This is a genomic window from Paenibacillus sp. VTT E-133291 (assembly GCF_002264395.1).
Lineage (GTDB): Bacteria > Bacillota > Bacilli > Paenibacillales > Paenibacillaceae > Paenibacillus_AQ > Paenibacillus_AQ nitricinens.
In genome coordinates, this window is the sequence record NZ_NFVA01000103.1 from 1 (window position 1) to 20,225 (window position 20,225).

18 protein-coding genes are annotated in these 20,225 nt (G+C 42.2%); 1 reads left to right on the plus strand and 17 read right to left on the minus strand.

Going from position 1 to position 20,225, the window contains the following annotated elements; genetic code table 11:
• Positions 1–49: 49 nt before the first annotated feature.
• From CA598_RS27195 to CA598_RS27230, 8 genes are all read right to left on the minus strand, one after another.
• Positions 50–904 (minus strand): MurR/RpiR family transcriptional regulator, encoded by an 855-nt coding sequence (locus CA598_RS27195; protein WP_094872738.1) that lies wholly within the window; start codon positions 902–904, stop codon positions 50–52.
• 23 nt (positions 905–927) lie between these two features.
• Positions 928–1,800 (minus strand): ROK family protein, encoded by an 873-nt coding sequence (locus CA598_RS27200; RefSeq protein WP_094872741.1) that lies wholly within the window; start codon positions 1,798–1,800, stop codon positions 928–930.
• 23 nt (positions 1,801–1,823) lie between these two features.
• The gene (locus tag CA598_RS27205; RefSeq protein WP_094878533.1) at positions 1,824–2,513 is read right to left on the minus strand and encodes an N-acetylmannosamine-6-phosphate 2-epimerase; all 690 of its coding nucleotides are present in this window, start codon (positions 2,511–2,513) and stop codon (positions 1,824–1,826) included.
• Between the two features lie 24 nt (positions 2,514–2,537).
• The gene (locus CA598_RS27210) at positions 2,538–3,380 is read right to left on the minus strand and encodes a carbohydrate ABC transporter permease (protein ID WP_081390001.1); all 843 of its coding nucleotides are present in this window, start codon (positions 3,378–3,380) and stop codon (positions 2,538–2,540) included.
• A 13-nt stretch (positions 3,381–3,393) separates the two neighbouring features.
• Positions 3,394–4,269, minus strand: coding sequence for a carbohydrate ABC transporter permease (locus CA598_RS27215; protein WP_094872745.1), 876 nt, complete (start codon positions 4,267–4,269; stop codon positions 3,394–3,396).
• A gap of 85 nt (positions 4,270–4,354) precedes the next feature.
• On the minus strand, positions 4,355–5,761 hold the full coding sequence (locus CA598_RS27220) for an ABC transporter substrate-binding protein (RefSeq protein WP_094872747.1): 1,407 nt from the start codon (positions 5,759–5,761) through the stop codon (positions 4,355–4,357).
• Between the two features lie 13 nt (positions 5,762–5,774).
• Positions 5,775–6,416: a GDSL-type esterase/lipase family protein gene (locus tag CA598_RS27225; protein WP_094878534.1), complete on the minus strand. Its 642-nt coding sequence runs from the start codon at positions 6,414–6,416 to the stop codon at positions 5,775–5,777.
• A 4-nt stretch (positions 6,417–6,420) separates the two neighbouring features.
• Positions 6,421–7,332 carry a dihydrodipicolinate synthase family protein gene (locus tag CA598_RS27230; RefSeq protein ID WP_094872751.1) on the minus strand — a complete coding sequence of 304 codons (912 nt, stop codon included), beginning with the start codon at positions 7,330–7,332 and terminating at the stop codon, positions 6,421–6,423.
• Positions 7,333–7,856: 524 nt separating this feature from the next.
• On the opposite strand from CA598_RS27230, the gene CA598_RS27235 reads away from it, so the two are divergent.
• Entirely contained in the window at positions 7,857–8,042 is a 186-nt protein-coding gene (locus CA598_RS27235) for a hypothetical protein (RefSeq protein WP_042130754.1), read from the plus strand.
• A 199-nt stretch (positions 8,043–8,241) separates the two neighbouring features.
• On the opposite strand, the gene CA598_RS27240 is transcribed toward CA598_RS27235, so the two are convergent.
• The 9 genes from CA598_RS27240 to CA598_RS27280 all read right to left on the minus strand — a co-directional run.
• Positions 8,242–9,519 carry a Gfo/Idh/MocA family protein gene (locus CA598_RS27240; RefSeq protein ID WP_094872753.1) on the minus strand — a complete coding sequence of 426 codons (1,278 nt, stop codon included), beginning with the start codon at positions 9,517–9,519 and terminating at the stop codon, positions 8,242–8,244.
• Positions 9,520–9,612: 93 nt separating this feature from the next.
• The gene (locus CA598_RS27245; protein ID WP_094872755.1) at positions 9,613–11,295 is read right to left on the minus strand and encodes a response regulator; all 1,683 of its coding nucleotides are present in this window, start codon (positions 11,293–11,295) and stop codon (positions 9,613–9,615) included.
• A 13-nt stretch (positions 11,296–11,308) separates the two neighbouring features.
• The gene (locus tag CA598_RS27250; RefSeq protein WP_094878535.1) at positions 11,309–13,042 is read right to left on the minus strand and encodes a sensor histidine kinase; all 1,734 of its coding nucleotides are present in this window, start codon (positions 13,040–13,042) and stop codon (positions 11,309–11,311) included.
• A 45-nt stretch (positions 13,043–13,087) separates the two neighbouring features.
• Positions 13,088–13,972, minus strand: a complete 885-nt coding sequence (locus CA598_RS27255) for a carbohydrate ABC transporter permease (protein WP_094878536.1) — start codon at positions 13,970–13,972, stop codon at positions 13,088–13,090.
• Positions 13,973–14,006: 34 nt separating this feature from the next.
• The gene (locus CA598_RS27260) at positions 14,007–14,912 is read right to left on the minus strand and encodes an ABC transporter permease (RefSeq protein WP_179281692.1); all 906 of its coding nucleotides are present in this window, start codon (positions 14,910–14,912) and stop codon (positions 14,007–14,009) included.
• Positions 14,913–15,002: 90 nt separating this feature from the next.
• The gene (locus tag CA598_RS27265) at positions 15,003–16,676 is read right to left on the minus strand and encodes an extracellular solute-binding protein (protein WP_094878537.1); all 1,674 of its coding nucleotides are present in this window, start codon (positions 16,674–16,676) and stop codon (positions 15,003–15,005) included.
• 268 nt (positions 16,677–16,944) lie between these two features.
• Complete coding sequence (locus CA598_RS27270; RefSeq protein ID WP_094878539.1) at positions 16,945–17,874, minus strand: phosphotransferase family protein; 930 nt, start codon at positions 17,872–17,874, stop codon at positions 16,945–16,947.
• 578 nt (positions 17,875–18,452) lie between these two features.
• Positions 18,453–19,334 carry an AraC family transcriptional regulator gene (locus tag CA598_RS27275; protein WP_094878538.1) on the minus strand — a complete coding sequence of 294 codons (882 nt, stop codon included), beginning with the start codon at positions 19,332–19,334 and terminating at the stop codon, positions 18,453–18,455.
• A 194-nt stretch (positions 19,335–19,528) separates the two neighbouring features.
• The coding region (locus tag CA598_RS27280; RefSeq protein ID WP_143812460.1) for an S-layer homology domain-containing protein at positions 19,529–20,225 on the minus strand (697 nt) is incomplete at its 5' end.

Consider the following 20,225-nt stretch of genomic DNA (forward strand, 5'->3'; position numbering starts at 1 on the left):
CTTCATCCAATCTTCTCGGTGCTGAAAACCATACTTTTTGAACTCGCACTTACAGTAGCTTCTCACTAACTGCCGCAGCTGTTGTTTCTTTATTGATAATGGACTGCTCACTTGTTCTTTTGAAATATTCTACATATAGAATATCCAGCAGATAGAGCTGTGAGATCTTTGCAGATAATGAACCGCCCTGCAGAGGACCCTCATTAGCACCACAAAGTAAGGTTAGATCCGAATACGACGTTAAAGGTGACTTCTCAAATCTCGTAATGGATACCACCTTAGCGCCTCGTTCCTTTGCTTTTCTTGCAACCTCGATACTATCTTTAGTTGAACCGGAGTAAGAAATGATTACAGCTACATCTCGGTTAGACATTAGCGCCGCAGACATCATCTGCAGATGTGAATCCATCAAACACTCCGTTTTGTTTGTGATGCGCATAAATTTAATTTTAGCTTCCATCGCCGTGATTAATGAAGAGCCTACACCGAAAAAAGATACTCGTTCCGCATTTATCATATAATCAATAGCTTCATTGATCTTCTGTATATCAATTAAATTATAGGTCTCGTTCAGTGCACTTACATTTGTGGTCAGCACTTTAGAAGCCACGGCTTCCGTAGTGTCATCCATTAGAATTTGATCCGTAAGCTGCGGGATCTCATTCTCCACAGTGATACTATGAGCAAGTGCAATCTTGAACTCTTGATACCCTTTATAACTTAAAGATTTGCAAAATCGAAAAATACTTGATTCACCTACATCGCACGCGTCTGCAAGATCAGTAATCGACATATAGACAACACTTCTCGTGTTCTCCAGGACGTAGTCCGCTACCTTCTTCTCCGTATTCGTCAAATTATTGTACTTGGAATGAATCGAAGAAAAAATACTGATTGTTCGCAAATAAGCCCCTCCTTTATAATGATTTAATGTGCGAATAAAGAGGAAGCGCCTAGCAAGCCTGCCTTATTCCCAAGTGAGGCCTTAACAATTCTTACACCCGCGAAACTCTCCATAATTAAAGATTTCGTCCGTTCCTCAACCCTTTGAACTAAATCTTCTTGCTCCATAACGCCGCCTCCAATAATTATAGCGGATGGATTGAAAATATGAATAATTGAAGCTAAGCCCACGGACACCTCAGTTACCCATGAATCCAAAATCTGTTTTAGAGCTTCGTCCCCTTTGTTGATTTTATCAAAAAGGACTTTTCCGTCTATACATTCAGGATCTGCCTGCTGAGCCGCCTTTACCAAGGCAGTGGTTGAAGCATACTTCTCATAAAAAGGCAGTCCCTCCACCGCATCTGACAATGGATGTGTCAGGATATGACCAAATTCGGCCGCCACTCCATCTGCTCCTTTATAGATTTGGCGGTTCATTACTATGGCACCCCCAATGCCCGTGCCAAACGTCAAACATAAGAAATTGTTAAAGTTGTGGGCAGCACCATAATGAGCCTCGCCTAATGCTGCTGAATTCACATCGTTCTCTACCATAACAGGTTTATGAAAATGATTAGTTACAATTTCCTTAATCTTCATCCCTGTATATCTAGGTATATTTTCGTTAGCATAGACTATAATTCCTTCTTCAGCATTGACTTGACCGGCCGTACTTATAGCAATGGCATCAAAATCATCATTTTCTGCAATTTTATCAAGTAATCTTGAGATTACATGCGGCCCTCCCAAGAGGCTCTCTGTTGCATACTCCTTAAAGTTATGAACATTCCCAAGTTGATCACATATACACATCTTGGTATTGGTACCGCCAATATCTACAGCGAGAATTCTCATCCTTATCTACCCTCTCCGGCAATCTACTGAATAGCGTCTACAAACCTTTTGGTAATCTCCATTGGTCTTGTAATCGCTGAGCCGACTACTGCTGAATAAACACCCAGATCGAACATTGTCTTCAGTTCTTCAGGAGTGGAAACACCGCCTTCAGCTATCACAGGCACAGAGAAGTTGGTCACGATTTGTTTGACTAGCTCAAAATCCGGGAGTGAACGATCTTTCGTATACTCTGTGTATCCACTTAAGGTGGTTCCTATAAGATCAAATCCCAGCTCAACAGCTTTAGCAGCTTCTTCAAATGTAGAGCAATCTGCCATAAACAGTTGATCTTTATAGGTCTCTCTTATGTGAGGAAATAGTTCTGAGATGGTTGATCCATCCGGCCGAGTCCGGTCTGTCGCGTCCATAGCAATGATATCTACCCCTTCGCGGTAAAGCTCATCTACTTCCTTCAGGGTTGGTGTAATAAACACTTCAGAACCTTCATATACCCTTTTGATGATCCCAATGATAGGTAGATCCACTGTTTTCTTAATTTCTTGAATATCTGCTACACTATTTGCCCGAATGCCTGAAGCACCGCCCAAGTATGCTGCATAAGCCATTCTTCCCATTATAAACGGACTATGCAGCGGTTCTTCGGGTAAGGCTTGACTGGAGACGACTAGTTTATGTTTTATCTTTTTAAGTACATTATTTTCAGTATTCATCAGTAACCCACTCCACATTTTTATTTATTCTTTCACTGCTCCTGCTGTAATTCCATTGGTGAAGAACCGCTGAAATAACATGAACACTAGCAACATCGGAATTGCAGCAATGGTGGCTCCGGCCATTTTATATGCGAAATTAGGATTCAGATCCTGCATTAAGGTTGCAGTACCAACCATTAATGTTTTCATTTTGTTCTCTTGGCCTATAACCAGCTGCCACAAATAATCATTCCAGACTTGCACAAAATTCAGAATAAATAAGGCTCCGATACCAGGTTTAATAATAGGCACCATGATGCGAGTGAAGATCCTCCATTCATTTGCACCATCTATTCTCCCGGCTTCTCTTAAAGCATTAGGGGTTAAATCGAAGAATCCTTTTAATAAGAACACTCCAAATGCACCCGCAACGTTCGGCCAAATCATACCGTTATACGAATTCACCATTCCAAATTGCTGTGTAATCCGGAATAAAGGCACGATCATAATTTCTTTAGGAATCATCAAGCTAGATATAAAAATAATGAAGATGATATCTTTACCTTTAAAATTGATCTTTGAGAACGCATAGGCAGCCATAGCGCCTACAATAATAACGATAATCGTAGATACGCCTGAAACATAAATACTATTAAACGTCCATCTCAAAGCCGGTTGGTTCTGAAACACATCCACATAGTTGGAGAAAGTAATCGATTTAGGCCACCAGTCTGGAGGCATCTTCACAACATCTGAACTGTTCTTGAGAGAACTTGTGAATAACCAATATAATGGAAAAAGATTAAGGAGCGCGAAGAGGACAATGATCACATTCGATATCACATCAAACTTCTCTCTCTTCTTCTTATTTCTTATTTTCGACATGTTGTATTCCCCCTCACTTCACCTTAATCATGCTTCGTAGCTGAGGCACAGATAATAACAATGTAATCACGAACATGATAACGCCTACCGCAGAAGCTACGCCGAGTTGGTTGTACTTAAAGGCATTATTATAGAGGTAGTACATCAAGGTTACCGATGAATTGTTCGGACCACCGCCGGTTAATAACTGGATGACTACAAATATTTTTAGAACAGCAATAATATTGATAATCGTAATATAGGTCGTTGTTGGTCCTACAGAAGGAATGAGGATCTTCGTAATCACTTGCCATCTGCTTGCACCGTCGATTTCTGCTGCTTCAAAAAGCTCTTTAGATACACCAATCATCGAAGCAATATACAGAATAATGGCTTGGCCCACGTTAGTCGCGAAGGTCACAAAGATCACCACTGGCAAAACTGTCTTTGGATTTCCTAGAAGATTAATCGTCCCAAGTCCCATATCTTTATATATAAAAGAAATAAGTCCGTTAGCAGGATTCAGCAGGAAGCTCCATACCATACTCATAACAACCATGGATACCATGACCGGGATATAATAGCTCCCTCTTATAAAGGAAACGTACTTAGCGTTCTTATCAAATACAGCCGAGGCTACAAATAAGGCAAAGCCCACTGTAAGCAGGACGATAAAGACTACGAATATAATCGTATTGAAGATCGCCTTGAAGAATACCGGATCATTAAACAATGTGGTGTAATTAGCCAAACCCACAAACTTCTCACTATCATAATTAATTTGGTATAAGCTCAGGCGCATCCCTTCTAAGATCGGATAGACAAGAAAGGCTAAGAATACGATCATCTGAGGTAAAATAAACAGATAACCTGTAATATTCTCTTTTAGGTAATTACTACGTAGTTTCATATCGTTTACCTTTCTAATTAACAGCCCTTGGAGCCTCTTCAGACTCTAAAGGCTGTGAATCGTTTATTGTTTACCTGTTCTTAGATTATTGGAAAATGACAGAGCTAGCTTTATTCGTATCAATCACTTTATTACCATTGGTCTGATAATCTTGCACAAACTGTTCTGGTGTCTTTGCTCCCATGTAAAGCGCCTGTAGATCAGGGTACAAAACTTCTCTTAATTGGCTATATCCTGGAACGTTGCCCGTGAAGTTAAACAAATATTTTGAGTTGGCATCATAAGCAGCAAAGAGAGGATTCTCCGACTTAAGTTCTTCAGCCACCGAGCTTCTCACAGGAATACCATTCTTAGAGGATTTAACTAGTTCAGGATCACTTGAAAAGAACTTCACGAAATCTTTAGCCACTTCAGTCTTCTTCGCATCTTTGGACTTAAATACACTAGCACCAACTACATAAGTAAAGGATAGAGGATCTCCGCTTTCGGACGGAATATTAGCAAGACGCATATCAAACTTAGCAGACGTGCCGGATTCCATATTTGCTTTTGTTCCATTGAACAAGATTGGATTGGTGAAACTGATCGCCAGCTGCTGATTCTGGAACATGGCATTGGCATCATTGGAGGATACAGATTCAGCGCCTGGATTTGTATATCCGCCGTCATATAATTTTTTCAGCCATGTTGCAGCTTTAACTCCATTCGCATCATTCAGAACAATGTTCCCTTGATCATCGAAGAACTTGTTGCCGAACATTCTTAAGTATGCAAGGTTCCATGTATCTCCTTGGTTATTCACAGCGTACAGTGCCATTGGATAGGCATTAGAATATTTGTCTTTCGGAAGATTATTTTTCAGACCGTCCAAGATTTGTTGATACTCATCCAAGTTCCAAGTCTTAATTTCGGACTCTCCACCTACGAACTTGTCTAAACCAGCCGCTTTAAACATGTCTGCGTTGTAGACCAAAGTGCCCGGATTGTGTTGGAATGGGTAGAAGTACACATCTTTTCCGAACGTTACTGCATCCCAGTAATTTTGTGCGATATCACTTTTTGCGCCCTCATCGATGATGTCAGTCAAAGGCTCCAAAGCTCCACGATGAACATAATCGCCCATCGGGAATACGCTTTCAAAGAAGACATTTGGTGGAGTTCCTCCGCTCAAGTTAACGTTGAGGAGTTGGTCGCGTTGATCTCCGGCAATAACTTCAACCTGAATGTCAGCATCATATTTATCATATTGTGCCTTGAATTTCTCAGCTGCAGCCTTAAGGAAGCTATCATAGTCAGCTCCTTGTTCCGTTGCATCCACAACACCTTTCCACTGAGGGGTCAGCCATACTTTAATCGCGACTTTTTCCTTGCCAGATTTAGCAGTATTATCGGATGTATTAGAACTTGCTGCATTGTTACCAGAGCATCCTGAAATCAATGAAATAATTACCATTAATGCAACCATTGTTGAGAGTACACGTTTCTTCTTCATTTTAAATCCTCCCCTATTCTAATATCCGTTTGACATGATATTTCACTAAATCAGCCATGTTCCGATGCCCTTCTCGATCAAGATGCATGTAGTCTATTTCATTCATCGATACATCTTCGCTGGCATCCATAAAGTGGATGTCTGTCCCTCTAAAAAAATTCCCGAGATGCTGAGAGATCTCTATGGATTTCTCGCTACAATTACTCCCCATTGGCTTACCAATGGGAGTATGAATATACGCTGCCCCAATGGGGGGCGGTGCGATCACAAGTACTTCCGGTGCTTTTCCCGCTGGTCCTGCCCCGCTCCCTCTAGCTTTATGAGCGAGTCTCACAATACCTTGTGCGATGTTATACGAAGTTAATGCAAATCTTTCTTTCGTATCATTCGTCCCAAGCATGATTACTACCAAATGAAGTGGTGCATGTGACATGAGGCATGGATAGAGATAAGATATTCCGGCTAACCCTTCAAATAACGGATCCTCACTAACACTGGTTCTACCGGGAAGCCCTTCTTCTATGACACGATAAGTGTTGTACAATTCTGATTGAAGAAGTCCGGTCCAACGTATTTCATCATTAAACCTTTGGTCCGTCTCTGCGTCGTAGCCCCAAGTATTGGAATCACCAAAGCATACGATCGTTCTCTTCATTTCATTAACCACAATATTTTTCGATTGCTTGATCAATCAATTTCATAATATCTGCGATTGGACCCGCATCTTCAGCGGCTACCCCTTCAAGCGGTGCTCTTACACTACCAATGTTTACACCTCTCAATCTCAGAACCTCTTTAATTTCCGCATACATAGAACCCTTGAGGGAACAAAGCGCGATGATGATATCGTTAATATCACTTTGAAGTTGTCCTGCTTCTTCAAACTTCCCAGCGAGTACAAATTTATTAGCCTGCAAGAACAACTCCGGCATCACCGCATAAGTACCACCAATGCCTGCATCGGCTCCCATGATTCTTCCCGCTACATACTGTTCATCCGGTCCATTAAAGACCACTACATCTTTTCCGCCCACTCTTTTAAATCTTTCAATATCCATAGTTGGCATAGAAGAATTCTTAACACCGATAACCTTATCATTAGCAAGAAGCTTCTGGAATAAAGCCGGGGTCAGTGTATACCCTGTAGTCTGAGGAATGTTGTAGATAATGAACGGTAGCGGAGTTGCGTCCATAATATCGCTCCAATATTTAGAGACTGCGCTATCAGGTAATTTGAAATAGATAGGTGGGATTGCGGATAGTGCATCATATCCTAAGCTCGCCGCATGTTTTGCTAATTCGATACTATCTCTAGTGGAAGGGGCTCCAACATGAGCAATCAGTGTCATTTTACCTTTCAGGTTACTAGCTACATAGCTAAGTACCGCTTTGCGTTCGTCCAGACTCTGGTAGATACATTCTCCAGAACTTCCTCCCACATAAACACCTTGAACTCCTTTTTCAAATAAGTAATCACATAAGGTATGCGTCCGGGATTCCGAAATATTTCCTTGATCATCGTAGCAAGCATAGAAGGCAGGTATAATTCCGTGAAACTTTTCCAAAATCATTGTTAATCCCCCTTAAGATGTGAACGGTTTCTTTTCTACATATTCAAGATATCACTTAAATTTAATTCTGTAAATTATTTTCTCTATTTTTTATAAAATAAAATTTATTTCCACCAGAAGAACGATCATACTAGAAAAAATAGTTTCATTTAAGTGAACGCCCATAAAATAAGACCTTATTTTCCAATTGAAAATAGAATATCGGACGATATATGCAGCTCTAGTTATAATCAGAGTAACACTATCTACGAGCTTAAAATCATTCGCCGGAATAGTAATTACTAGAAATTGTTCGCAACGCTTAGGGGCAATTGATTATCCTTTTAAATCTAATGAAAGTGTCTCCTACCAGGAGACGATTTTCTCCATAGGAAGCACAAACCCTAATTAACACACAATGTTCACTTTAAAACTGTGTTTTTCACGTGGACACAGCTTTAAAAAACTAATTTCCATGATATAATGAAAACGTAACCAGAACAATATAAAATACATTGTTTCTTCGCCAAAGGAGGCTGGAGGAAATGCTAGCAGGTCTTAAGGAACTTAAAAATTGGGTAACGGAAAATTGGAATCCAACGATGAATTCAGGTAATGAGGATTATCAAAAAATGGAATATTCTGTGCAACGCCACTTGCACACTCCAAGATCCCCAAAACCACTCACCTATGAAGAAGAAGCTCGTATCAAGACTGTTAAATTCCATTAATCTCACCACCTTTAGATACAGATTGACCCTATAATAGAATCTTGTCCTAAGGCCGCAGATCTGGAAGTTATTCCAGTAGAGCGGTCTTTTATTATGCCTTGAGATTATGTAAAGAAAAACCTTCCCCACCCTAAGGGTGAGGAAGGCTAAGGGGTTATTTCTTCATTTTCCGATAAATCTAAGGCTTATCTTCCTAGTATCATTTTATCTTATATTCTTCTTTCTTCTGCAAGTCCGAAAGCTTGACAGCCTGACCTGCATTCAATCTCGAATGTTCCGACGCGAATGCGATCAAATGACTCTGCAGGGATGCCGTCGCCGAGGTCAAGCCTTGCGATGGATTGCTGTCAAATTGACGCACATTCCGCAGGAATGAGCCTACCATACGGTCATCGCCGCCTCCATGACCATCACCTTCCACATTGCAGCCAATCTCAACCTTCTCGCCCGATACATAGCGGTATAGCGTGAAGGATCCTTTGTCCATATCCCCAATGATCTCGCCTTGCGTTCCCATAATTTGAACCCGACGCGTGCCGCTCTGTGTCAGCCCTGACATGATAAACGATGCGTTCGCTCCGTTCTCGAACTCCATGTTGACCACCTGGTGATCCACAACATTATTATCGCAGTGATACACGCAGCGACCCCACGGTCCTTCCTTCAGCGCCTTCAAGATCCCCTCTTGCGACAAATCATTCGTCATATAGCGTGCCCAAGGATGTCCCGGGGGCTGAATATATATTTTCATCGCCGAGAAGGCGCATTCCTTCTCAACCTCACAGCCGTTGATACAGCGATCCGTGGAGCCTTCCGGAGCGTTCTCCGCCCTGAAATGCAGTAATGATCCGTACGAGCTCACGCTTGTACACGGTTGATTCATAAGCCATGAGATGAGATCCAGATCATGGCATGATTTGGCCAGGATCATGGGACTCGTCTCCTCCGAATTACGCCAATTCCCGCGGACATAACTGTGTGTCATATGCAGGTAGCCCACATTTTCGGTTAATTGAATCGTACCTATCGTTCCGAGTTCACCGTCTTCAATGCATTTTTTGATCCCAGACCAGAATGGGGAATATCGCAGGACATGGGTTACGACGAGCAATCGCTTATACCGAAGCGAAGCTTGCTCCAATTCGATGCATTCTTCCATGGAAGGAGACATCGGCTTCTCTAGCATAACATGATAGCCTAGCTCCATCGCTTTCATCGCTGGTATATAATGCATCCGATCGAGCGTAGCAATTATCATCACGTCCGCAATTTGACCCTGATCGAATACTTTCTCCCAAGAATCGTAAACATGCTCTGGGGCAATTCTATGAATCTCTGCAAATCGATTTCTACGTTCATCATCCGGCTCAGCTACGGCAACAATCTTTAATTCATTCGGGAACTTCTCCGCGTAGGGCCCATAAATATATCTTCCTCGACTGCCAGCGCCAAGTAATACAGCTGTTAATGTTCTCAAGACTACTCCTCCTTCTTGCGCACCTAGTGTACTTCCATTGTAAGGCGGTAGGAACGGAGGCAAAAGAGATCGTTACTGACATTTCATATACATTTATTGACCTTGATTCTGTATATGGATCCTTGCCATACGGAAATCTTGCGGCGTCGTTTCGTTCTGCTTCTTGAAGAAGCGAATAAACGCAAGCGCGGAGTTGTACCCCAGGGCAGCAGCAATTTCATTCACTTTCATCGATGTGTTGAGCAGCATATCTTTGGCGATCAGGTTACGATAGTCGTTCACATATTTAGATAACCCCATTCCAGTGATTTGCTTATAAAGCCGGGATAAATACGATGGATTCAAGCTCACGTAATCGGCCAGCGCATTTAAGGAGATATCCGTGGAAATATGTTCTTCAATATATCGATGTACTTTATTCACGACCTCTGTCGGCAATTGCGTACCCCGCAGCGCATTCCATTCGAAGAAGCAATCCGCCATTTGCGAGAAGTATTGAATCAGCTCCGACCATGATGCGGAATCTCCATAGCGATATAACTTATCCAGATCCATCAGCGTATTGATATAATCCCGAATTTCCCGATTCTTATGGATATAGAACAGAAAAATAGCTGAAAGTGAATGATACAGTTCGATCTTCCGCTCATTCGGCGACTCCTCATCATTCCAAATGGACGTTAGTTCGGCATACAGCTTGTTGAATTGTTCCCGATGATTATTCTCGAGACAAGACATCAGCAATTGAACACGGGCGTGATAGAAGGCATCGCGGTAGTTCCCGCTCAGATCACCGTTCACTTCTCTTTGAATGTCTTTATCGGTCAATATGACCTCATCAAATAATCCATGTCCTTGTACCAGACCGTATTTGATCGAGTGAAACCGATCAGATATGTTATCCCATGTCGTTGCTTCACTTCCAAGAAGGAAAGAAACCGACAAACTCAGCAATCTCTTGCAATTTCCCTGCACAGTCTCCAGAATACCGCTCGTATACCGATGAGCTCTGATCCAATCCTGATCCCCGTATTCGATAGACGATCTATCCGGGATTTTCGGTTGAATCATCCAGATGATTTTGGATAACTCGAATACAACGGAATAGCATCTGACCTGCGTGGACAAATACTCATCGCAAATGTTCTGTACGGCGTAAGTCAATAACGCTTTATCCGGCGTCGTGAACATTTCTTTCCATGCGTCTACCCTGCCTATGAGCAAGTAAACCGGCAATGTCGCATCAAGCGGGATATCGATTTCTTTGAACGCCTGCTTTAATTGGCTATCCGATACATGCTTGCCTTGAAAGAGCTCCCACACATACTCTTTTTGCAGAGAGGGCAATGCCAGTCTCATTTTGGATTGCGCTCTAGCAATCATCTGTTCTTGGTTATTTTCTTCTTCAATTTTCTCAATCGCCCGTTCTACGGACTGAATAATTTTCTCATCACTTTCGACCTTCAGAATATAATCGAACCCACCGTACGTAATTGCGCTCTTAGCATAATGAAAATCATTGTATCCTGTTAAGAAAATAACTTTGCAGGCCGGCCACTGGGATTTGATTTCCCGAAGCAGCTCAATCCCTTCCAGTCCAGGCATCTTAATGTCGGAAATCACGATATCAATACGATGATGAGACAGTACCTCCAGTGCTTCTTCACCTGAATATGCCTTCATAACCTCGAGTTGTAAATGATCGGTCTCATTGAATAGCTCCAGAAGACCATCGACAATAATGGGAAGGTCATCGACGATTAGCAGTCGGTACATGCTGATTCCTCCTCTAGTTCGCGCTCAGATTGATTCTTACTTGAAGTCCACCAAGAGCAGAACGTGACACTGTAATGCCATATTCCTCACCGTACCGCAGCTGTATTCTGCGATGTACATTTATGATTCCGGTTGTTTCCTCCATCCGAGTGGTGGATTGACGCAGCCGCTTCTGAAGCTGTTCTATCTCCGCATCGGAGATGCTTCGGCCATTATCTTCGACATAGATGGAGAATACATCACCCACCCGCTCACAATGAACCCATAGCTCACCCTGCTGAATCATATTGCCCAAGGCATGCTTATAAGCATTTTCGATGATCGGCTGCAGAATCAGCCTCGGCACGAAGAAATCGGGAACATCACCTTCGAACTTGACTTGAATACGGTCTCCGTAACATATGGTTTGCATGTCTACATACGTGCGAGAATGATTGACCTCCAGCCCCAGCGGAATATCATCCTCGTCATCGCGAGTAATGAACTGAAAATATTGTCCGATGTACAGGCAGAATTGATAAGCCTTTTCCTTCTGATTCTCGGATTTAATTAACCGGCACAATACAAAAAAACAATTATATAAAAAATGAGGATTAATTTGCGATTGCAATCGTTTCAGTTCGGAACGCTGGTTCCTGATTTGCTGCTCGTAATTTTCCTCGATTAGTGTTTTCAAGGATCGGATCGTATTATTAAAAGCGTGGTACAAATACCCGAACTCATCAGCTCCGCGATCGATCACGATCGGTTCCAGCCTATTCTGCTGAACGCGCCGAAAGGAATGCACAAGTTTCATTAATGGCCGATAGATAAATCGTAATAGAAAGTAGGAGAAGAAAACGACAATACCTACAGCTAGCACGCAAGCCCACCAGAACAATGCTCGATAGATCTCAAGGGAACCCAAGATCTTCTCCTCGGGAATGCACATAATCGAATAGGAATTCCAGAGACTAGAGTATTTATATACCGTAAGAAACCGCTTACTATTATACATAATCGTTTCGTATCCTTCGTCTTTTTGCAATTCCCGCTTATCCGCAGCGAAGGATTTCATTTGTTCCAACAGTTCAGGATCCATGTCACTCTCGATCTCCCAACCACGTTCCAGATTGAGTAATACGCTCTGTCCACCACGCGAGCTGCCGATTTGAGATAACGTTTCTCTGATTTTGGTAGTCGATAATTCAACCGCTACGATATAAATCGGATTTTTAACGGTATTAATGGGGTATTGCATGGAAATAAATAATCGATCATTCCAGTAAATGAAAGGTTCTTCGTATAATCTCTTGTTTTGCTGCATAGAAGCATATTCCTGCATATTCGTCGAAGTTTCAAATTTATTGCTAAGTATCGTTCGGTCGATAAGAGGGATATACGCCCTTGCTTCTTGTATAAATGGACTTGAGTTCTTCATCAATTCAAGCCGTCTTTGGATATCTAATATTTTTTGCGCACGATCGTAATAACTCATGTAATTGCCTGTAGTTGCAATTTCCATCAAGTCTTTGTCCATCACATAGTTCGGCAAATAACGGCTGATCCGGTCTGCTTCCTTGTCGAGTGAATCCAGATAGAAGCGAGTCGTATTTAGAATAGACTCGGAAATCTCACTCCGAATATTGTCCGAACCCTTCTCATTAATCAACCAGGTAATCGCCATGAGCGGAAACAAGGCTGCCAGAAAGGCAGCCATTATTTTCTGGAATATAGAGGAATCTTTAATCAAGAATCGGATTTTCATCGTTTGTTCTCCTGCAATGCAATGTCTTAGTTTGAGTGCCCTATTTTATTCTTTGACACTCCCCATCACAATTCCTTTAATGAAGAACCGCTGCAAGAACGGATACACGATTAGAATCGGAAATGCTGCTACGAAAATTTGAGCGGCTCTGCTCGTACGATCGGACAATTTGAGCATTAATTCTGCCCTCTCAGGTTTAATAAAGCGGAAATCCATTTTGATAATGATCGTCTGCAGGAAGGTCTGCAGCGGATAATTCTCGGGATGATTCATATAAATCATACCGTCAAACCAGCTATTCCAATGCCCCACCATGGTGAAAAGACCTGTCGTTGCCAATGCCGGCAACGATAGCGGCACATATATTTTCCATAAGGTAGTAAATTGACCCGCCCCATCGAGCAGCGAAGATTCCTCAAGTTCTTTGGGCAGACTGCGATAGAAATTCAGCAGCAGAATAACGTTGAACACCATAATCGCTCCTGGCAGCACCAAAGCCCAGATTGTATCGAGCATCCCAAGGTTCTTCACGGTTAAATAGTTTGGAATAAGCCCGCCACTGAATAAAATCGTGAATACGAAGAACCATGAATAGAAGGTCCGCAGCCGAAATTGGCGAGAATCTTTGGATAATGGATAGGACGTGATAATCGTCAGGAACATGCTGATTGTCGTTCCCATAAGGACCCGCTGAATCGATACCCAGAAAGCACGTAAATATTCAGGTTTTCCAAATACGTTAGCATAAGCAGCCGTTGTGAATTCAACTGGCCACAGGATGACTTTTCCGGCGGATGCTGCCTGCCCGGAGCTGAACGAGAGCGCCAAAATATGAATAATAGGCATGAGGCATAAGAAAGATACGGATGCCAGAAAAATGAAATTACATATCAAAAACAATTTCCTTCCGAATGATCTGTTAGTACGCACGATGTGTCTCCCTTCTGAATTACCGACGATTGCATTAGAAAATGCGGTAATTCGCTACACGATAGGCTAAGATATAGGACATAGATACGAATACGAAAGAGATGACTGATTTCAGTAGTCCTACGGCCGTAGCGAAACCGAACTGTGCTTGCTCAATCCCCATACGATATACAAAGGTATCGATAATATCCGCACTCTCATAGACCGGAGGACTGTATAGATTGAAGATTTGATCAAATCCGGCATTCAGTACATTCCCGATACTAAGCGTGAACATGAGGACGATAATAGGAAGCATCCCCGGCAGCGTCACATGTAACGTCTGCTTAAAGCGTCCTGCGCCGTCGATCTCCGCTGCCTCGTATAGTGACGGATTAATACTGGTAAGCGCAGCCAGATAGACAATCGTACCAAATCCGAACTCTTTCCATACATCCGATATGACCATGACATAAGGGAACCATTTATTGTCTCCCAGGAAAAAAACAGGGTCGATACCAAACAAGCCAAGCACTTGATTGAGAATACCGGAAGATGGAGACAATACATCGATTAGAATACCGCTTAACAAGACCCATGATAGAAAATGCGGCAAGTACACGAGCGTCTGGAAGGTCCGTTTGACCCATTCTTTCCGCAGCTCATTCAGCAGTATCGCTATGGTGACCGGAACGACCATGCCTGCTACAATTTTCATCACCGCAATGTATACTGTATTGAAGAATATCCGGCCGATATCGGGGTAATCCATCAGTAACTGAAAGTTTTTAAGACCAATAAATGGGGAGCCGAACAACCCTTTATTCGGTACGTATTTCTGAAAGGCCATCATAATGCCGGCCATCGGGATATAACTGAAGATGAGGACCAATACGATCCCAGGAACCAACATCAAGTGAAGCGGCCACTCCCTTTTCCACATACGCGTTAATACATTCATGCCATTCACCTCGCTATAGGACTAAAAAATTAAAAACTAGGTTAAAGAAAAGAGAGGTCGTTTGTGTCCAACCCCTCGATTCTCCTGCTATCATTGTTTGTTAGTCGCGTACCATTCATTGACTTCTTTGGTCATTTCGTCGCCGCCAAGCTTTTTCCACTCTTCCACGAATTTATCGAATTCATCCACGGATACTTGATTCATCATAATCTTGAAGTATACTTCATCCCGCTTCTTCTTCAGGATTTCTTGTCGATCTGCCATGGTTGGAGTCGGTGCGCCGTAGAATTTGTTCTGTAGGTACTGTTTATTGTTCTGAATTTCAGGAACAAGTGAATATGCACCTTTTGGACCTGAGATCAGATATTCCCACCACATGTTGATATCCGTACCGTCAACATACTTCATGGCACGCTCGTAACGAGTTTTTTGATCTTTCGTCTCCAAAATGCTCTCGTCTTTGTTCTCGATCGCTTTTGGCAATATTTCACCGTTATTATCCTTTTGTTTACCAACACGAAGCGGGCTTAGAAGCCAGTAGTTGTTGCCTTTCTCCTTCAGGTCTTTACCATACTCATACACTTTCTGTTCTGGCGTCGGATGATTATCCACGACAATCCAATGGTTCAGCAATTTAATAACGCCTTCCGGATGCTTCGCTTGCTTGGAGATAACATAATATTCGTCAACACCCAAACCGATCTGTGATAGTGCAGGTTCGCTATCCACCGATGGAATCGGGAATACGCCCCACTCTTGTACGACTTTACCATCCTTTACTGCGCCTTTAGCGAGCTGAGCCGGCACCCAAGACTGGCCGTATACGATACCTGCGTTGTTGTTGTAGAGGAGCTCTGCCGCTTTCTCCACATCTTTAACAGAGAACTCAGGATCAATCAATCCTTTCTTAAACATTTCCTGCATCGCCTTAAGGGCGTCTTTCACTTGAGGCTGAATGTCACTGTTGACCAAATTGCCATTTCCGTCTTCCATCCAAAGATTTTCATAAGCATGGTAACTATTCAAGAATGCTATTAGTCCTGTAACACCTGTGGAATGGTTAAATGGATCTTTGCTAATTGCAATTCCATACGGTTTCCCAGTGCCGCCTGGATCTTTTGTTTTGAACGCTTCGGCGATCGTCATGAGATCCGCCATCGTCTTTGGTTCCGGCAGGTTCAATTTCTTCAGCCAGTCCGTGCGTACATAGAGGAACTGATACTGGTACGGATTATAAGAACTTGGAATCCCCATGAGTTTACCGTCGAAAGTGGCGGTCTTCAGTTGCATTCCGCCATCCATCGATAAGAATTTCTTCGTCTCATCCGTCGCATTCTTGTCATATACGTCCGTGATATCCATAATCATATCCGCTTCGGTCAGCTCTTTCAGCTGTGTAGCATTAACCTTCATGAAGTCCGGAAGATCATTGGAGGCGATGGACATCTTCACTTTCTCCTTGAATTGAACGTCATCGGCGGACACCCATTTATTCGTGAGCTTCACGCCGATATCTTTCTCATACGCATCATAGACCGAGTTCTTCTCAAAGCTCTCGCCCTCATCGAATTTGAGATACTGATCGCTTGCCGAAACTGTTGAAACTTCAATCACTTCATTTTTTTGTTCCACAGGTGTATCTGACTGCTTCTCTGGCTGCTTCTCTGGCTGCTTCTCCCCTTCATTTGTGGTTTTGCCGCATGCCGTGATAGTTAAACTTAGGATCAATGCGACGATCAGAAGTATTCTACTTTTTTTCTTCATATTACCCCTCCACATGGTCTCAAAATAGGTAGTGCATCTGCTTCATGCAGCTTCTCTTCCTAGTTCTAGTATAGGAAAGGGAGTGATCCCCATCTATATACTAGTCTTTACTTTCGTATACAACTCTTGACTACCGTCAGGCTTGCCCCTAGAACGCACAAGAGAGGGGGAGTCTCCCCTAGGTTAGGTGGACTCCCCCTTCGCTTTGTTGAAACATTATCGTGTAATAACTCGAATATTCAGCTCCCAAAGGCTAATGGTTATTCCCTCAGCTTTCAATAAACCTAAGCGCGCGTTCAGATTGATAATCAGCTAAACCTTTTGCGAATTGTTGATCAGGGAATCCTCTATGCAGTAGCTTTAAACCCGCTGAGGTTAATGATATATGGTGGTGAAGTTGATAAAATAGCAGTCTGTCAGGGTCAAGCCTATCGTTCTTAAGGTACCGGTAGAAATCCCCAAATCGCATCTCCAAAAAACTATGCTCATGCTCAATATCAAAAAACATGGCCCCTTCGATATCGATCAAAAAGGGTTCCAGCTTATCATTAACCAATACATGGTCAGGACCCATTTCCCCGTGAATAAATCCATACTGCTTTCTAGGCTTCATTCTTGCTTCTAACGCGTACAGCTTATCGAGTAGTTTACTTTGATTAGCCCTGATCTTCTCCATATGTTGAGAGGCATAAGCTAGCTGTACTTTCGCATTTTCCATTTTTAACAAATGACATGGTTCTGTGCTGATCTCGTTAGCATTGACTTTCCCAAAAATTCGCCTCTCGTTGGTATGCATAGTTGTAAGCATATCCCCTAGCCGCTGAAACACTTTATCTTGAACACGTAAATCAGCATGATGAAAATAGTCTTCTGCCTTACGTCCATCTATATATTCAACGAGCGCATAATCAAATGGGTAACGATCTTTTTCCTTATTTAGATCATAAAGTGCAGGGGTCTGGATTCCATGTTGTATTAAGAACTTGTTGTTTAATTCAAATAATTCACTTCCATAGGACTGTTCATTTATATCTTCATTCGCTTTTTCTTCTTCAAAATAATTCATAGAAAGATCCCACACATACAAAACGCAGGAAAATCCATTACTGCACTCCATCTTGTAGACCACCTTTTGTGCGCCACCATGCATTCGTGAAACACAATTAACTACATAACTGGTGCCAAAAATCCGTTTAATATAATCCTGTAAGTCGGCCTGATCGAGATGATAGGTAACGTCCATTAACAACACTCCATTGATTAAGTTTTGCCGGCTTCACAATAGTAAATAAAATCCAGCCCAAAGTATAGACTTTTTCTTTCTGATCAATTATGATGTTGAATAAGGTCTTGAAAAAAATAAGCATACAAAAAGCCTTTGGATTTTATTCCAAAAGGCCTTTTTTTTGATGAAAAAATCACCTATTCAACCATTGATTTTGCTAATAAAACCATCTGCTTCCTAGACAATCGAAAGCTATCCACCTCAATATAAGTACCCTCTTGCACCCAACGCAAACATCCTCCTTGTGTTCCATAATCATACCTTGCTTCAATTCCGTTCAAATGAACAACCTCACCTCTCTTGTCGAATTTAAAGTCCTCTTCTATAACTGTGGTCGTGCTTGTTTTCCTAAGAATATCAATTATTGTTTCAGATCGCTTACTTCGGTACCCTACCGCTTTATGCTGTTCAATCCCAAACAGATACGTACTTCCTGATTTATCAAAGTATCGTTTCCCTTAATAGCTTTATGATACAGTTCACCAGACGATCTAAATCTTTCTTCTAACAGGAATCCAAACCTCACATATCGATTCTTCCAGTGTATCATCCATCCAGAAGTATTTTTCCATACATGGACCTTCTACTTGTTCAAATCCTACCGAGGGGAACCATTCTGAGTAAATTCGCCTCCAAACATTTTGGATTTCCAGTCCAATTTCCGAGTCATCTGGAATTGATTCACGGCTATCAAATACCGCATAGGTTTGACCAGGGACATAAAGAGTAACAAGCCCCTCCGTTACTTCTTTACCTTCTGGCAGATCAATCCCCATTAAATAACGTTGGGTTCCATCTTCCCTAAAGTCGAAATAATAGCCATACAGTAGTGAGCCTGAGGGTTTCCCAACCAAATCATTAATCCGATCATGTGTCCCATCTATCCAAATCCCCTCTACAAAAATAGGTATTTCTGTATAGGCATCCTTTTGGATGATAACGTCCTTTCCGATAACCGTTGAAGCCTGTTCTTCCACAATTCGATAGTTCATTTCAGTTTCTCCTTTAATCTGAATTTGAAAGGAGATTCGAGGAAAAGATTTAAGCTTCACGTTCTTTTTCTTCGCCATGTGCGGCGTCACCCCATGCATTCGTTGAAATGCTTTAGCGAATGCTTCTGGGGTCTCATAACCATAATTTAGCGCAATATCGATGACCTTATTATCTGTTCCTGCTAACTCCTCGGCTGCTAGCGTAAGACGCCTGTTTCGTACATATTCAGTAACCGTAAATCCGGTTAGGGCATGAAACATACGTTGAAAATGAAATTTCGATGTCAATGCAGCCGTAGCAATGTCTTCGATCTCAATGGCGGAGTTCAGATTGTGTTCCACGTAATCTATCGCTTGCTGTAGCAGCCTAATCGTCTCCAAGACCTCATCTCCTTACCATTTCATTGTAGAGAAACCGATAAATCTGTTCCTGACCCGGAATGCTTTGATTTGTCCAAAAAATTCCTGTTATCTATGATAAGGTTCACTTTATCATCTAAAGAGCAAAACAAAAAGCACCCGTTTGGGTGCCTTTTGTTTATGGGAGTGATTTTTTCCTACAGTATAAATACTCGTTACTCTATGTCTAAGGAAAAATCAAGACTGATGTTTAGCATGCGCAAGATCATGAGTAATGCCTCAGATCTCGTAGCATTAGCATTTGGTTTAAACAAACCGTCAACAGTTCCCTTTACGATCCCCATATCAGATAACATATTTATCTCAGCCTCTGCCCAATTACCGAGAATATCCTTGAACTTAGTCTCTTTTGTTAAATTGGGGTTAATGACTGCAGCAAGCATAGCCGCTATTTCTGCTCTGCTAATAGAATTATTCGGTTTAAATGTTCCATCCGAGTAACCGTTGGTAATGCTACTAGCCTTTAATCCCGATATTGCATCTGATGCCCAGTGATCCTTAACATCTTTGAAATTGGATGGGTCTTTAGCTTCTAAACCAAGCGCTTTTAATAGCATGGTCGCAAATTCTGCTCTTGTTACCGTAGCATCCGCATGGAATGAGCCGTCGCTGTACCCCGTAATAATTCCAAGTCTAGTTGCTACTTCGATTGCTTTAGCGTTTGGTGAGTCCTTAGATACATCCTTGAATGCTAGCGCAGGTGTAGATTTTGCCTTTTCTACAATAGCCTTAACAACATCAAGATCAACCTTTTCGTTGAAGAATAGCGCTGGTGTCGGTGTTGTTGTTGACGCTGTCGTTGGCGCTGTTGTTGGCGCTGTCGTTGGTGCTGTTGTTGGTGCTGTTGTTGGT

Excerpts from the sequence above, each read along its gene's own strand:
- CA598_RS27200 (WP_094872741.1), bottom strand. The coding sequence starts at position 1,800 with ATGAGAATTCTCGCTGTAGATATTGGCGGTACCAATACCAAGATGTGT.
- CA598_RS27205 (WP_094878533.1), bottom strand. The coding sequence starts at position 2,513 with ATGAATACTGAAAATAATGTACTTAAAAAGATAAAACATAAACTAGTC.
- CA598_RS27210 (WP_081390001.1), bottom strand. The coding sequence starts at position 3,380 with ATGTCGAAAATAAGAAATAAGAAGAAGAGAGAGAAGTTTGATGTGATA.
- CA598_RS27215 (WP_094872745.1), bottom strand. The coding sequence starts at position 4,269 with ATGAAACTACGTAGTAATTACCTAAAAGAGAATATTACAGGTTATCTG.
- CA598_RS27220 (WP_094872747.1), bottom strand. The coding sequence starts at position 5,761 with ATGAAGAAGAAACGTGTACTCTCAACAATGGTTGCATTAATGGTAATT.
- CA598_RS27225 (WP_094878534.1), bottom strand. The coding sequence starts at position 6,416 with ATGAAGAGAACGATCGTATGCTTTGGTGATTCCAATACTTGGGGCTAC.
- CA598_RS27230 (WP_094872751.1), bottom strand. The coding sequence starts at position 7,332 with ATGATTTTGGAAAAGTTTCACGGAATTATACCTGCCTTCTATGCTTGC.
- CA598_RS27235 (WP_042130754.1), top strand. The coding sequence starts at position 7,857 with ATGCTAGCAGGTCTTAAGGAACTTAAAAATTGGGTAACGGAAAATTGG.
- CA598_RS27245 (WP_094872755.1), bottom strand. The coding sequence starts at position 11,295 with ATGTACCGACTGCTAATCGTCGATGACCTTCCCATTATTGTCGATGGT.
- CA598_RS27250 (WP_094878535.1), bottom strand. The coding sequence starts at position 13,042 with ATGAAAATCCGATTCTTGATTAAAGATTCCTCTATATTCCAGAAAATA.
- CA598_RS27260 (WP_179281692.1), bottom strand. The coding sequence starts at position 14,912 with ATGAATGTATTAACGCGTATGTGGAAAAGGGAGTGGCCGCTTCACTTG.
- CA598_RS27265 (WP_094878537.1), bottom strand. The coding sequence starts at position 16,676 with ATGAAGAAAAAAAGTAGAATACTTCTGATCGTCGCATTGATCCTAAGT.